Consider the following 14431-nt stretch of genomic DNA (forward strand, 5'->3'; position numbering starts at 1 on the left):
TTGAAAGCAACACTAAAGGTGAAAGTGATAATATTTAAATCCCAATAATTATGAAAAAGAAAATAGCGTTGTTGTTTATGTTCGGAATGGCTTTTGGTCTTATTCAGGCTCAGTCGTTTCAACTCGGAATTAAAACGGGTTTTAACTCAACCAGTTTTGATACAGATGCCGGGTATGGCCTGGATAAGGTTAAAGATGAGTTTAAGTCGGGCTATCTGATTGGGGGCTGGACCAGAATTGGTCTTTTGGGTAATTTGTCGGTTCAGCCGGAGCTTTATTATTCCAAAAAGAGTGGCGCTACAGATTTTGAAACACGAGGGTCCGAATCTTTTTCCTATTATAGCTGGGACATCCCCTTGTTGGCGCATTTGGAGGTCATAGATCTTAAATTGCTAAAAATTTATGGGGTTGGTGGTCCCGTCGCCTCTTTTCGTGCCAAGGATGAATCAACCTTATCTATCGCCTCTGTGGACTTTGATTACGATGGTGAAGATTTTAAAAGCACCAACTGGAATTTCCAGCTTGGTGCCGGGGTTCAGTTGATGCGTTTTACTTTGGATGCCCGTTACGAATGGGGTTTGAATGATATGTCGCATACCGATATGGACCGTAAATCCAAATCCTTGATTTTTGCTTTGGGATATCGACTGTTTTAGACCATTGAGTTATTCAGGTTTTTCCTTTTTTGAATAATGCATCACCGCTTTTCCTTCACGTCCGTCGATGTTGAGGGTAAGCGGTGATTTTGTTTGCACATGGCGTATTTTGTCGCTTTCGTTAACGGCTTTTAATGAGTTGAGCCAGTCCATATCCAACTTGCCCTGATTCAGGTGGGTGTTGGTGTAAATGTAGGCCACGCGCAGGGAAGTCAGGTTTTGAAAAAAGTGGGTGCCCTGACTGGGTTCTACATGGTAGTTTTCCAGACCCATTTCTACAATGGCCCTGGCACCGCATATCTGTCCCCATTTGACGGGTACACCCAGCCATGGGTCCTGTGAACCCCAGCGGCCCGGACCAATCAACAGGTAGGGACGGTTGGCTTTTTGTAATTGGTCGTTGATTTTTTCAATTTCACGGGCAATTTCCGGATTGTGCGCTGGTTTGTAATTTTCGGTGCGGACGTAAATAACATCACAAATATCCGAAATGGTTCCGTTGCCCAGTGTAGATTCACTGTAGATAAAGGCATCGGATGAGTTCTCAACATGGACGCTTGGTCCCAGGGAGGTGCGACTGTCGACGATGGGCCTGATTTGTAGCAGGTAGAAGACCGATGGCGAATCTGACGGCGTTTGAAGATCCACGGCAAATTCAATTTCCACCGGTTGGTTCATTTCTTTTTGCCCAATTTGAAGAACCTCCTTCATAATGGCAGCCAGCGGAAAAGTGTCGTATTTCAACACGTTGGCAAAAGTGACCAAGGGATAACCTTCTGCCATGGTGCCGTCGCGCACCACGTGGTTCTGCATATCCAGAATGGATCCAATCCAACGTAATGAGCCATCTTTCAGGGCATCGCGCAAATCCAGCTTTTGTATGTTCATGCCATCGTCAACGGAGGGTTGAAAACGGTTGGTGTCCAAATCGAGGGCATAGAAACTTTTCTGTGTTTCTTTGATGGTCATTTCCGGGGACGAGAGCTGTATTACTTTTTGTGGGTACTCTGGTGAAAAGCGCAGTGAAACGCCACCTTCTACAATGTATTTACCTAATCCAAGGGCGACATTGACGATGCCTTCTTCCGACTGCTCAGGTGGGATGGGATAAAAATTAACGGATCGTCCCACACCTGAAAAAGTGGGGTAGAAGCGGTTCTCATGTTCCTGACCTACAATTTCCTGTAAAACAATACCCATGCGCTCTTCATCGATCAGGTTCAGCGTGCTGGTCATGTAGGCCTTGCTCGATTTAAAATAAACCGAGGCATAGACGCATTTAATGGCCTCGCCCAGTTGCACCGCCATGTGCTCGTCGTCCTGGTTATGGGGCACCATGTAGGTGGAGTAGATGCCGGCAAAGGTTGGTGGTGGCTGTCCTCCAGCATGCTGGAGGAACGAATGGCGACCGGTCTTTTGATGACCTGTGCCAGTTTTAACAACTGTTTTTGAACTTCTTCCGGGAGCTTGGCTTTTACAAACTGGTTAAGAATTTCTTCATCACTGGCATCCGAAAGTCCCAATGGATAAAGATTGTTGAGCTCCATAAAGGCCTCAAATATATCCACACCCAAAACAATGGTTCGGGGGATGGTGATGATGACGTCGGGGAAACTCTTAAAAACGGGATATTTTTTGATAAGGGTGCTCAGAAAAGCCAGACCTCTGGCTTTTCCCCCAATGGACCCTTCACCTATTCTTGAGAAATTGACATATTCATCATAGCGTTCGGTGTCAAAGGTGGCAATAACGCCACGTCCCTTATACATCCTAAAATGGGCGATGATGTGGAAAAGCTCCTGTTTGGTTGCTTCAATGTTGGCATCCTCGGTTACTTTCAGCTCCTTAACCACCATGGCGATGGAAAAGAGAGCCCGGGCTGTGAGCCATTTAGAAACATGGTCGCGCTTAAAGTGATAGAGCAGTGAGTCGTTGGGAATGGTGAGGAGGTTCTCCTGCAGTTGTTGCAAGTCGCTTACTCTCGCCACTTCCTCTCCGGTGTTGGGATCCACGAAGATGAAATCGCCAAAGGCCAGGTAGTTGTTCAGAAACTCCTTGAGTTCCTGAAGCAGAAGTTTGGAGTGCTTGTGTATAAAGCCTACCCGGATATCTTTGGCAATGCTCAGAAATTTATTGTCTGAAGATTGAAGCAGAAAGGGCATAAAGGGGTTGTCCTTTTTTACCTTACGGGCAAAGCGAACGCCTGCCTCCGGGTCTTTTTTATCCTTGCGGTTAAAAGAAACATCGGAAATGATGCCGAGTATGTTCTTTTGGTATTCGTTATAAATATTTACCGCCTCTTCGTAGTTCCGGGCCAGAAGGATTTTTGGCCGCCCGCGCATCCGCATCATTTGCTGGTGTTCATTCAGGCCTTCGGTCATGAATTTGCGCGATTGTTTGAACAGAATTTTATAAATCAGCGGCAGGTAACTGGAATAGAAACGAACGGAGTCCTCCACCAAAATAATGGCCTGTACCCCAATTTGGGTCACATCGAAGGGGGCATTCATTTCATCTTCTATCAGTTTGATAATGGCCAGCAGAAGATCCGTATTGCCCAGCCAGCAAAAAATATAGTCCACCGCACTGGTATCCTCCTTGCTGAGTTTCATGGATACTTCGCGAGAGAAGGGGGTAAGGACGACAATGGGAATTTCTGCGTGGGTGTTTTTTATTTTCTTGGAGAGCGAAAAGGGATCCATGCCGCCCACGCTCAACATCGTAATGACCAGGTCTATCTGGTTTTCTTCAATGGCTTTAAAGGCACCTTCCGCCGAGGAGACCTGAATGAACTGGGGTGGGTGACGGAGGTTCAGCGAGACGTATTCGTTGAAAATCTGCTCATCTATGCGTCCATCTTCCTCCAGCATATAGGCATCATACGAACTGCAGATCAACAAGACTTTGTGAATGCGTTTCTGCATCAACTGGTCAAAAGCTGTTTCTTCAAAATGATTTTGCGCGTTATGGTATATCTGTTCTAATGTCATAGTCCCGATTTTAACCTGTTCTGTAAATGAATGACTCAGGTTTTGTAAAAATACAAATTTTCAAGCAGCATCTATAGGTTTACACGGCATGTATTGTTTTTTCTGTCGCTTTGCCTGAGTGGTTTATTTGTCGGGTTCAGCATTAAAGTTTGTTAAAACCTTTTGAACAAAACGTTTAAATAGTATATTTGCAAATAAATGAATGAACGGTCATTCATTTATTGATGAATTCGGTACCTGTTTTAATAATAAACCCAATAACCATTCACAAGAAAATGGCAAAAGTTGTTGATGAGAGTAAATTGTTAAGAATTAAAGAAGCGGCCATTGAACTGATCGTTCACAAGGGATACGGAGGTGCGTCCATCTCAGCCATAGCGCGTCAGGCCAATGTCGCTGCTGGGTACCTCTATCGGTTTTATGGTAGTAAATACGAATTGGTGAGTGACCTGCTCGATGATAAAATCAAAGATATTACAGGGCAGTTGGAAATCATGATGGATCAATGCAGCACCATTGAACAGGTGATAACCCCTTTGGTGAATTATTTTTTTGAACTGGCCTGGCACCATCCGCACCACATCCGTTTTATTTATTCCTTAATCAATGACTATCGCTTTTCAATTCTACCCGCACAGCTTCAGCGCATCGATCAACTTTGTCGGCAGTTGTTGCTCATTGGCCATGAAACCCGGGAAATTTCTGCAGCATTTACAGCAGAGGAAATTTATTTGATGACGGTCATTTATCCGGTAGAATTCATCAATGTGCGTTTCAAGCACTTATTTTCTGAGGACGGTCTGATTCAGGCAGATAAAGATCGTGTGGTGCGATTGTGCATGGGCGCTTTAAAGGGTTGAACAGGTGGGGCCGTAGGGTATGGACCAGAAACGTTGATTGATGAATGATTGAAAACAAAAAAACAGATATATGAGAAGAGCAGTTTTGCTGGCAGGCATTTTTTTAGGGGCATCAGGCGTCAGGGCCCAGCAGGAAGTCGTGCCCATGACATTTGACCAGGCTTTACAAGCCACCTTAAACAGTAATGAAACATTGCAACAGGCCGTTTTACAGAAACAGGAGGCAGAAGCCGAATGGAAAGCGGTTCGCACCCTTCGTTTGCCGCAGTTATCGATAAAGGCCAACTACCTCCTGTTGTCGGATGATATAACCATTGATATGCATGGGGTAAAAGATGCCATTACCCCTTTGTATGGGGCCATGGCGGAGTACGGAATGTTTAGCGGAGTGCCCAATCCGGACCCGGCTACTTCCGCGGTCATGCCCGTTTTACCCGATGATGTTTCAACGCAGGTGGTCCGTCAGCAGTTGTCCGACGGATTACTCAAAGTGGAAAACGGTGAGTGGGATAAGCTCATCCAACAATCACAATTTGGAACGGTGAGTGCCGGTGTTACCTGGCCGCTTTTTACCGGAGGAAAAATCAATGCGGCCCATGCAGCAGCCAGGATTCGAATAAGCGAAGCTGCTCAGGTGGAACGCCAGAAAACGGGTGAGTTGATGTCCCAATTGGTGGAGCGTTACTTTGGATTGGCATTGGCCTTAGAGGCCGAACAAGTGCGCAGTGAGGTTTTGGATGCCATGGCGGCCCATCTTTCTGACGCTGAAAAATTGTACGAAGAGGGCATGTTGGCCAAGGCAGAATTACTTCATGCCCAGGTTTACCATGCGCAGGCCGACCGGGAATATAAGCAATCGGTCCGCAAGCGACGCGTCCTCAACGAAGCCCTCGCCAATACCATGGCCGAAAGTCCCGAAATCCATTACCAACCCCTCACCGCCTTGTTTTTTAATAACAACATTGAGTCGGTTGATTTTTTCAAACAACAGGCCCAGGCCTCCAACCCTTTATTACAGCAAGTCGGTGCCAAGCAGCAATTGGCCAAACAGGCCGCACGCGTCGAGCGATCCGGACTGTTGCCAACCGTCGCAGCTTTTGGTAATTATAATTTGGCCAACGTGGATTTGTCGCCCAATGTGTCCGATTACATGGCAGGCCTTACCCTCAGCTGGAAGATATTCGGTGGTACATCGGCGCGACATAAGTACCAGTCGGCCCGCTTTGTAGAAGACCGTGTGGAGCAGGCATGGTCTAAAGCGTCCCGCGATCTGTCCACAGCTATAGAAAAACACCATCAGGAGATACAGATGATATTGGAGCAGTTACATGAATTGCTACTGCCGAAACCTTTGCCGATGAGTACTTCCGGGTGCGTAAGAAAGCCTTTAACGAAGGCATGGCTACCAGTACGGAAGTAACGGATGCCTCTCTGGCGGTGGCAAAAGTGCGGATTGAAAAACTGCAGGCCATGTACGCCTACGATGTGGCCCTGGCGCGATTGCTTGAGTTGGCGGGGATGCCTGAAATGTTTGAAGATTTCTTATTGAACCAATAAAAAAATAGATCCTAGCTGGTCATGTAAAACTCGGTACGTGAAGCTTGCATAAAACAAAATAAAATGAAGCAGAATAGAAACCTTATTGTTGGCGCCATCGTGAGTGGCTTGTTGATATTTTTGATTTACACCACCTGGTTGCTGGCTCGTCCGGTACCCCTGGAGGTGCAAGGGCAGGTAGAAGCCCGTCAGGTGAAGGTCTCCTCAAAAGTCACCGGGCGAATTGACTCTCTGGCCGTGTATCGGGGCATGCAGGTGACGAAGGGCGACTTTCTTTTTGCCATTGAGAGTCCCGAAGTCGAGGCCCGGCTGGGTCAGGCAGAAGCGGCCCGCATGGCTGCAGAAGCGCAGCAGTTGAAAGCCATGGTGGGGGCACAAAAAGAAGATATTCAGGCGGCCTACAATACTTACTTGAAGGCAGCGGCGGCTCTGGAGTTTGCAGAAAAGAGCCATCAGCGGATAGAAAACCTGTATGAAAGTGGAGTGGTTCCTGCCCATCGGCGTGACGAAATGGAGATGCAATTGACCATAGCCCGGGAAACAGCTGAGGCCGCCAGGGCTATTTGGAGCAAAGCCAAAGGCGGTGCCAGAAGTGAAGATAAGGATGCGGCCACGGCCCTGGTGCAAAAGGCCGAGGCGGTGATTGCCGAAGTCAATGCTTTTGTCAATGAAACCCGTGCCTATGCTTCCATCTCAGGAGAAGTGGCCAATGTAATGTCAGAGCAAGGTGAGCTGACACCGGCCGGTTTTCCGGTCGTGACGCTTGTTGATTTGGAAGATGTTTGGGTGGTATTTCATCTGCGCGAAGATTTGCTGGCAGCCATAAGAAAAGGGGACCGACTGTCGGCTCGCTTCCCGGCCTTGGGCATGGAAAGTGTGCAGCTGGAAGTCACCTATATGCATCCTTTGGGTGATTTTGCCACCTGGAATGCCACTAAAACATCGGGTGATTTTGACATGAAGACCTTTGAGGTACATGCCCGTCCCGTTGAAGCTGCGGCCGGTTTGCGGCCGGGGATGAGTGCCCTGGTGGATTGGGATCAGGTCAATGCCACAAACCGATAAGTCTGCCCATAATATGCCAAATTTTCAAATGGAACGCTTAAAGAACAATGGTTTTTTCAGGGTATTGAACCGTGAAATCACGCGCATAACACACAGCAAAGTTTATTTGTTTCTCTTGCTGGTCGGACCCATGCTCTCTTTTCTGTTGGTGATGAATATTTTTGTGGCCGGCGTACCGTCTCATCTCCCCGTGGCCGTGGTCGATGAAGATTTCAGTGCCTTGTCGCGACAACTGACCCGTATGGTCGATGCTACCCGCATGGCAGATGTTACCGAAAGGGTGAGCTCTTTGCAGGATGGGCGGGAAAGCATGCTGAGTGGCCATGCCGAGGCCGTCTTGTACATACCGGATGAATTTGAAAAGACGGTCTTAAAGGGTGAGGGGGCTCAGATACAGCTTTACATCAATAATACCAATGTGCTGGTGGGTGGACTTCTGAAAAGCACCATCTATCGGGTGATGGCTACCTACTCAACTGGCGTGAAGCTGCAGGTGGCCATGAAACAAGGTCTGCCTGTTGAGCAGGCATTGGGGCAAGTTCATGCGGTGCAAATGGACGGACATGTGCTTTTTAATCCCTATACCAATTATGCCTATTTTTTGGTGACAGCGCTGATGCCTTTGCTGGTGGTGTTGTTCACGCTCCTGGGAGCTATTTTTGCCATTGGTATGGAAATTCGGGAGGGCACTTCTCCTGAGTGGCTGAAGCAGGCCGACAATAGTTTATTGGTGGCCTTGGCCGGGAAGCTGTTGCCCTACGTTTTTTTAATGCTGGTCAATGTAGCGGTGATGCATTTCATCATGACCCAACACCTGGGTTTTCCTTTGCGTGGTTACTGGGGCGCCATTATGCTGTCCCAGCTTCTGATGATTCTCGCCTATCAGATGGTGGCGGTTATGTTATTGGCGATGACGGCCAATACCCGATTGTCGCTTTCACTGGGAAGCGCATACTCCATGATGGCCCTGACATTCTCGGGGCTGACCTTTCCGGTTTCCGGCATGCCCATGGTATCACAGATGCTTGCTCAGCTTTTCCCCTTCTATCATTGGATGGAAGTGTTTATGGGGCAGGGCATGAGGGGTGAGCCCTTGTTGCAGACCATACAGCCTATGGCTTTTCTGCTTCTTTTCGTGATGGCCGGATTCCTGTTTTTTCCCCGCTTAAATCGTGTTCTGGCTGATACCCGCTTCCAACACCGTTGTTAAAGCCCTGTTTTTGACCCAAAAGAACTTAAACCAATAACTATGTTCAAATATATTTCTACAGGACTGACCTTAAGCCATCGGTTTTTCAAAGAGGAACTTTTGGCTATTTTTAAAGATACAGGTGCTCTGCTGATTCTTTTTTTGGCATTGATCATCTACCCGGTCATTTATGGCGTGCTTATAAAAAGGAAGTTTTACGGGACATTCCTGTGGCCATGGTCGATTTGGATGGAACAGCTTCCAGTCGGCTCTTAACACGCATGGTCGATGCCACTGAGGAAATGAAGGTCACACAGTCGGTCGGGTCACTGGTAGCAGCGGAGCAACTTTTTTTTGAAGGCCAGGTGGGAGGGGTTCTTTTGATTCCGGCTGGTTTTGAAAAGAAAGTGATGAGTGGTCAACAGGCCTCGGTTAGCGTTTACAGCGATGCAGGTTATTTTTTGGTTTATAAACAAACACTCACAGGGGCCATGCAATCCATCGGGACTTTCTCAGGTGGCGTTGAAGTGCGCCGTTTGATGGCCAAAGGAGCTACTCCGGAGCAGGCAGTTGAAAAGCGTGATCCAATCGCGCTCAATTCTGTGATGTTGTTCAATCCCGCCGGTGGTTATAACAGTTTTATTATTCCCGGATTAATCATGGTCATACTGCAACAAACCCTTTTGATTGGTATCGGGTTGTTGGGGGGTACGGATAAGGAAAGGGGGCGCTTTAGGTTTGCGGTGCCTCAGACCTTGACGAAAGGGGGCGTTATTCCTGTTGTTGTTGGCAAGGCCGGCGCTTATTTCGTGCTATACACCGTCAATATCGTCATCACCCAGCTCTGGGTGTATCACTGGTTCAATTTGCCCGATAAAGCTACCCTATTGCCGGCCTTGGCCTTGATGGTACCTTTTCTTTTGGCGGTGATATTTCTGGGTATGGCGTTGTCGACTTTCTTTTCACGGCGGGAACACTCTATTTTGTTTGTGGTGTTTTTGTCGCCCATCGCCTTGTTTTTATCCGGATTGTCGTGGCCTGCCTCCGCCATCCCACAATGGTTGCACGGGGCGGCACACGTTCTGCCATCTACCGTTATGGTCCCGGCCTGGTTAAGGGTGCGCACCATGGGCGCAGAATTACACCATGTAGGGGATGCTTTCTGTTTTCTGACCTTACAGGCGATGGTTTATTTTGTGTTGGCTGTGGGACTTTATTGGTGGGTGGGGAAGGGGAAGAAGGGTAGGAAGGGTAGGAAAGGGAAGGGAGGAAGGGCTAGTAGGGTTGATGGGATAATAGGTCAATAGGTCGTTAGGTTGTTAGGTTGGGGGGTGGAGTGAAGCGGAATCCCGCAAGGCGGGACAAAGCGAAGCGCTTCCGAAAAATCGGAACTTCGCCTGCGGCTTGAGGCCCCGCGTAGCGGGATAATAGGTCAATAGGTCAATAGGTTAATAGGTCAATAGGTCATTAGGATATTAGGTTGTTAGGAGAAAACAAAAAAAGCTGCCTTTGCGGGGCAGCTTTTTTTTGTTTTTAGCCAATGGGATGTGCTAGTTATAGGACATCTCGTCCATTTGACGCGCTGAGTAACTAATCTTAAGTGCCATTGCTTTACGCAAGGCCTGTTTAATGTCAGTGATGATGCCCATGGGGCACTCAGTATCAGCTTTAATAGAGACCGTCATTAATGGACGTTCATTTTCTTTTAGCGACTCTCGTTCCTGAACAATATAGCTCTGAATGTCATCCACAGAAGCAAATTGATCGTTGAGCTGAACGCGGGGTTCTGTTCCGTACCGTCCCTGATATTGTCTCATAGGCACACCCACATATATGTAGGTGACCAGTGATTTTTTTTCAAGTTTGGACAGTTCTGTTGCCTGTGGTGCTTTCATTTGCACTTTCAAATCAACCTCTTTCATCGTAGTACTAACCATGAAGAAGAAAAGCAGCATGAAAACAATGTCAGGTAACGACGAGGTGTTAATTGCACCTGGTCCTGATGGTTTTTTCTTTTTAAACTTTGCCATTTTAACTTCCTCCTCCTACGTTACGTGGTTCAGCTTCAGATATTTTCTGCGGATATACTTCGCGAATGGCTTTTTGAAGCTCAATTTCCAACTCATCATACGATTTGTTGAAAGTTTTTCGCGCCAATTCATCCCGCAATTCGTTGTAGGCTCGTTGCAACTCATTCTGCACTGACAAGTAGGTCTGATATTCTGTTCCCCTGTCATTTTGAAGCGAAATTACCGCTTTTGGTGTGGTAGCTATCGTTCCAATCTCGGGTATCTCAACAATTACTACTTCAGGCATAGTTTCAAGATTCATTGGGTTTTCAATGAATTCCTTAGCTGCATCCTTTAAATCCCTTAATTCCATCGGGCTGCCCTCTACCAGCAACTGGTTGTTGGCATTGATAAGCACTTCGAATACGTTTCGCTCACGAATTGGTGGCGGTGGCTCTTCGTCTGGCGGAATTGGTTGTGGCAACGTCCGTCCAAGACCAGAGTCTGTATCCATGGTGGTGGTCATAAGGAAGAAGATCAGCAGCAAAAAGGCAATATCCGCCAATGAGCCCGCATTTACTTCCGGTGTTTCTCTTTTTGCCATAGAATACTAGTATTTTATCAATTAAGAGCCACACAATGCAGCTCTTTTTGGGTTTATCGGAACATCCGGGATACTTCTGTATAGATGATCGCTAAAAAAGCGCCCCCGAATAAAAAGTACATTGTATAAAGGAATGTGTCCGAAAGGATTAACATGGAAGGAACGTTGTCTGATCCATCGTATCCGGGCAAGTTCAGGATGGTTGCATCACTCAAACTATAGGCGATAAAAACTACCAATCCAATAATTGCAATAGACACCAATGAACGAACCGCATTTTTGGGATTCAAAACAAGTCTGACAATCTCAAAAAGAAGTGTAATAACAGCTGTTCCTATTACCAATGCTACTCCCCAGTTTAAGAAAGTCTCGGTGTAGACGGGCGTTACGTAGGTAGTCCCCTCTTCTTCACCACCGAAGTAAAATAAACCGGCGAAAACAAGCGTTATCGCCAAAATGGCGTATAACAGAATGTTTAATATTTTTGAAAGCTTGGTCATAATTCTGTCTTATTTTTTCATGTTATATTTTACCAAAATATCCAGAAGAGAGATAGAAGCATCTTCCATAGTGTTTACAATACCGTCAATTTTTGATACGATATAGTTGTAGAACACCTGAAGAATGATAGCTACGATCAAACCTGATACTGTGGTAATCAAGGCCACTTTAATACCTCCTGCAACCGCTGAGGCAGAAATGTCACCCATGGCTTGAATCTGGTCAAAGGCATCAATCATACCGATTACTGTACCCATGAAACCAAGCATAGGAGCAATAGCAATAAATAATGAGATCCAGGTAAGACCTTTTTCTAAAAGACCCATTTGAACAGAACCATAGGAAATAACTGATTTCTCAATTACTTCGATGCCTTCGTCGTAGCGGTCCAAGCCCTGATAGAAAATAGAAGCAACTGGTCCACGTGTGTTACGGCAAACTTCTTTAGCTGCCTCAACGCCACCTTCCTGAAGTGCTTCTTCAATGTTTTGAAGTAATTTCTTTGTGTTGGTTGTTGAAAGGTTCAGGTAAATAATCCTTTCAATACAAATAGCCAAACCAAAAATAAGTGCTAAAAGTACGAAACTCATAAATACAGCACCACCTTCAATGAATTTTGATTTGATCTGTTTGTGGATACCTTGCTCTTCTGCTGCCAAGGCCTCTTCATCGACCTCGCTTGTAGATTCAACTATTTCAACTTCTTCTGCTTCGGCTGTCTCTTCTACAACCACTTCCGTGTCTGTAGTAGTCGTTTCATCCTGCTGAGCAAAAATGGCTGATGCCCCTGCAAAATTAAGCATCCCAAAAACTGCTAAAAACGCAAATAGCTTTTTCATAATCTGTTCTTAATTTGAATTTGTATTGGTTTGTTAATACTCAATGATTATATTCCTCTTGTGGTTGTTATAATAAGGACAAAAATAAACGTATCATTTGCGAAAAACAAATATTTTAATTTACATTTTGTTGTTTCCTTTTGGAAAGGGTCCTCTTTTATTGATGATGATGATTTTTGTGCTAAGGTTTTGTAAAGCTGTTAAATAACTTGTTCTAATGATTGTTTAGGATTTCCCGATGATCAGCTTTGGTCATTTTGGGGGGTGCAAAGTACAAAAAAAATGGTAAAACCAATTTTTCTAGATACTAATTTCACCCTTTAAGGATTTGTTCATATTCTGCTTTATTTCATCGATGTTGTCACAGTTGGCCAGAAGGTACATTACCTTTGTTATAGCGGCTTCCGTGGTCATGTCGTGTCCGCTGATGATGCCTAAACCGGACAGATGAATGCCCGTTTCATAGCGCCACATCTCCACGCTTCCCGCTAAACATTGTGTAACATTAACAATAATTAACCCTCTTTTAACAGCATTCTCGAGGGCGTCGATGAACCATTTATGAGTAGGCGCGTTTCCCGAACCATAGGTCTCAAGGATGACTGCCTTAATGCCGGCCGCTTGCAGCAGGGCATTCAGCACCCAGGGAGTGATGCCGGGGAATATTTTTATAAGCGCAATGGCTGTATCCATTTTTTTGGTGACAAAAAAATGCCCTTCCTCAGTGGCATATCTGATGTAAGGGTAGTTGTATTTGATGTGAATCCCCACTTCCGCCAGAGCCGGGTAGTTGTCGGAACGGAAGGGATGGAAGTGTTCAGCGTTGTATTTGGTGGTGCGTGTGCCTCTGAATAACTTATCCTGGAAGTAAATACAGACCTCCGGAACCAATGGTTGTCCGTTTTTTTGCGCCGAGGCAATTTCCAGGGCTGAGAGCAGGTTCTCTTTGCCATCTGTGCGAATGGCGCCCATAGGGAGCTGACTGCCCGTAAAAATAACCGGCTTATTGAGGTTGTGTAACATAAAACTCAAAGCACTGGCCGTGTAGGCCATGGTGTCGGTCCCATGGAGCACTACAAAGCCGATGTATTGATGGTAATTTTCCTCGATAATGGTGGCCAGTTTGATCCAAATTTCCGGATCCATCATGGAGGAATCTACTACCGGAGAAAACGAAATGCTCTCCACATGAAAGTGAAACTTCTTCAATTCAGGCACCCACTGGTAAATGTTTTGAAAATCGAAAGCTCTCAGGTAGTTGGTTTCCGGATCTTTGACCATACCAATGGTACCGCCTGTATATATGATAAGTAGTTTTTCTTCCACCGAATGCTTTTTTAAGATTTTTCCGTTTTATTGAATGGTCAAATTGAATAGCTTTTGGGCGTTTTGCGTGGTTTTCGCTGTCAGAATTTCTGTATCTACATCAAATATCCCAGCCAGTTTATCCCTTGTATAAGCCACATAGGAAGGTTCGTTCCGCTTGCCGCGGAATGGGACCGGTGGCAAGTAGGGTGCGTCTGTCTCCAACAGCAGTCGATCGTAACCAATCTCGCCGAGCACCTGTGGTAAAGTTGAATTTTTATAGGTCACTACGCCGTTTATGCCCAGATAAAAATTGGGCATTTGCAGAATCAAGCGGGCATCCTCAATGGTGCCCGAAAAGCTGTGAAACACTCCTGAGAGCCGACGGTCATAATTCTTTTCAAACACCTCAAATATCTCGGGAAACGCCTCCCGGGTATGGATAACTACCGGTATTTCCTTTTCGGCGGCCCATTTTAGCTGAGTCGCCAATACCTCCTGCTGTTGCTTTTTAAAGGTGGAGTCCCAGTACAGGTCCATCCCAATCTCCCCAATGGCAATGAATGGCCGTTGATGCAGCCATTTTTCTACCTTTTTGAGCTCCTCGCTGAAGTTTTCTTTGACCGATGTGGGGTGCAGCCCCATCATGGCCTGACAAATATCCGGGTACTGCTTCTCTGTCTCCAGCATGGCTTCTATGGTGCTGCTGTCAACGTTGGGTAATAGAATGTGCGAGAGGCCCGCGTTGCGGGCCCTCTCTATGGTCTCATCTCTGTCTTTGTCAAATTGTTCTAAATAAATGTGTGAATGGGTGTCTATCATATATATCGTGTTTTTTGAGGCCGGAGTGGCCCAT

At 46.2% G+C, this 14431-nt stretch carries 14 protein-coding genes and 1 pseudogene; 8 read left to right on the plus strand and 7 right to left on the minus strand.

Annotation, left to right across the window (positions count from 1 at the left end):
* Window positions 1-50: 50 nt before the first annotated feature.
* Complete coding sequence (locus tag JCM15548_RS00770; RefSeq protein ID WP_083984897.1) at window positions 51-656, plus strand: porin family protein; 606 nt, start codon at window positions 51-53, stop codon at window positions 654-656.
* A 9-nt stretch (window positions 657-665) separates the two neighbouring features.
* On the opposite strand, the pseudogene JCM15548_RS26040 reads toward JCM15548_RS00770, so the two are convergent.
* Window positions 666-3646: pseudogene (locus tag JCM15548_RS26040) on the minus strand (PEP/pyruvate-binding domain-containing protein).
* A 275-nt stretch (window positions 3647-3921) separates the two neighbouring features.
* Between JCM15548_RS26040 and JCM15548_RS00780 the strand changes: the two are divergent.
* The 7 genes from JCM15548_RS00780 (at window position 3922) to JCM15548_RS00800 (ending at window position 9624) form a co-directional block, all read left to right on the plus strand.
* A complete protein-coding gene (locus JCM15548_RS00780; RefSeq protein ID WP_162198154.1) occupies window positions 3922-4506 on the plus strand; it encodes a TetR/AcrR family transcriptional regulator in 585 nt (194 codons plus the stop codon).
* Between the two features lie 70 nt (window positions 4507-4576).
* Window positions 4577-5926, plus strand: a complete 1350-nt coding sequence (locus JCM15548_RS00785) for a TolC family protein (protein ID WP_062122012.1) — start codon at window positions 4577-4579, stop codon at window positions 5924-5926.
* On the plus strand, window positions 5905-6063 hold the full coding sequence (locus JCM15548_RS24890; RefSeq protein WP_157482284.1) for a hypothetical protein: 159 nt from the start codon (window positions 5905-5907) through the stop codon (window positions 6061-6063). The genes JCM15548_RS00785 and JCM15548_RS24890 overlap by 22 nt, the downstream gene beginning before the upstream one ends.
* A gap of 63 nt (window positions 6064-6126) precedes the next feature.
* Window positions 6127-7128, plus strand: coding sequence for an HlyD family secretion protein (locus JCM15548_RS00790; RefSeq protein ID WP_062122013.1), 1002 nt, complete (start codon window positions 6127-6129; stop codon window positions 7126-7128).
* Between the two features lie 13 nt (window positions 7129-7141).
* Entirely contained in the window at window positions 7142-8338 is a 1197-nt protein-coding gene (locus JCM15548_RS00795; RefSeq protein ID WP_062122014.1) for an ABC transporter permease, read from the plus strand.
* A 39-nt stretch (window positions 8339-8377) separates the two neighbouring features.
* Complete coding sequence (locus tag JCM15548_RS21400) at window positions 8378-8593, plus strand: hypothetical protein (protein ID WP_157482286.1); 216 nt, start codon at window positions 8378-8380, stop codon at window positions 8591-8593.
* Window positions 8554-9624 (plus strand): ABC transporter permease, encoded by a 1071-nt coding sequence (locus tag JCM15548_RS00800; RefSeq protein WP_157482288.1) that lies wholly within the window; start codon window positions 8554-8556, stop codon window positions 9622-9624. Before JCM15548_RS21400 ends, JCM15548_RS00800 begins: the two co-directional genes overlap by 40 nt.
* A 243-nt stretch (window positions 9625-9867) precedes the next feature.
* Here JCM15548_RS00800 and JCM15548_RS00805 read toward each other — a convergent pair whose 3' ends face one another.
* The 6 genes from JCM15548_RS00805 to JCM15548_RS00830 all read right to left on the minus strand — a co-directional run bounded on the left by JCM15548_RS00805 (window position 9868) and on the right by JCM15548_RS00830 (window position 14397).
* Window positions 9868-10347, minus strand: coding sequence for an ExbD/TolR family protein (locus JCM15548_RS00805; RefSeq protein WP_062122016.1), 480 nt, complete (start codon window positions 10345-10347; stop codon window positions 9868-9870).
* A gap of 1 nt (window position 10348) precedes the next feature.
* Window positions 10349-10930, minus strand: a complete 582-nt coding sequence (locus JCM15548_RS00810) for an ExbD/TolR family protein (RefSeq protein ID WP_062122017.1) — start codon at window positions 10928-10930, stop codon at window positions 10349-10351.
* 53 nt (window positions 10931-10983) lie between these two features.
* Window positions 10984-11430, minus strand: coding sequence for a hypothetical protein (locus JCM15548_RS00815; protein ID WP_062122018.1), 447 nt, complete (start codon window positions 11428-11430; stop codon window positions 10984-10986).
* 9 nt (window positions 11431-11439) lie between these two features.
* On the minus strand, window positions 11440-12270 hold the full coding sequence (locus JCM15548_RS00820; protein WP_062122019.1) for a MotA/TolQ/ExbB proton channel family protein: 831 nt from the start codon (window positions 12268-12270) through the stop codon (window positions 11440-11442).
* Between the two features lie 300 nt (window positions 12271-12570).
* Window positions 12571-13596, minus strand: coding sequence for an asparaginase (locus tag JCM15548_RS00825; RefSeq protein ID WP_157482290.1), 1026 nt, complete (start codon window positions 13594-13596; stop codon window positions 12571-12573).
* A gap of 27 nt (window positions 13597-13623) precedes the next feature.
* On the minus strand, window positions 13624-14397 hold the full coding sequence (locus tag JCM15548_RS00830; RefSeq protein ID WP_083984899.1) for a TatD family hydrolase: 774 nt from the start codon (window positions 14395-14397) through the stop codon (window positions 13624-13626).
* Window positions 14398-14431 lie beyond the last annotated feature (34 nt).

Origin of the sequence: Geofilum rubicundum JCM 15548, assembly GCF_000974365.1 — a bacterium.
Taxonomy (GTDB): Bacteria; Bacteroidota; Bacteroidia; order Bacteroidales; family Marinilabiliaceae; genus Geofilum; species Geofilum rubicundum.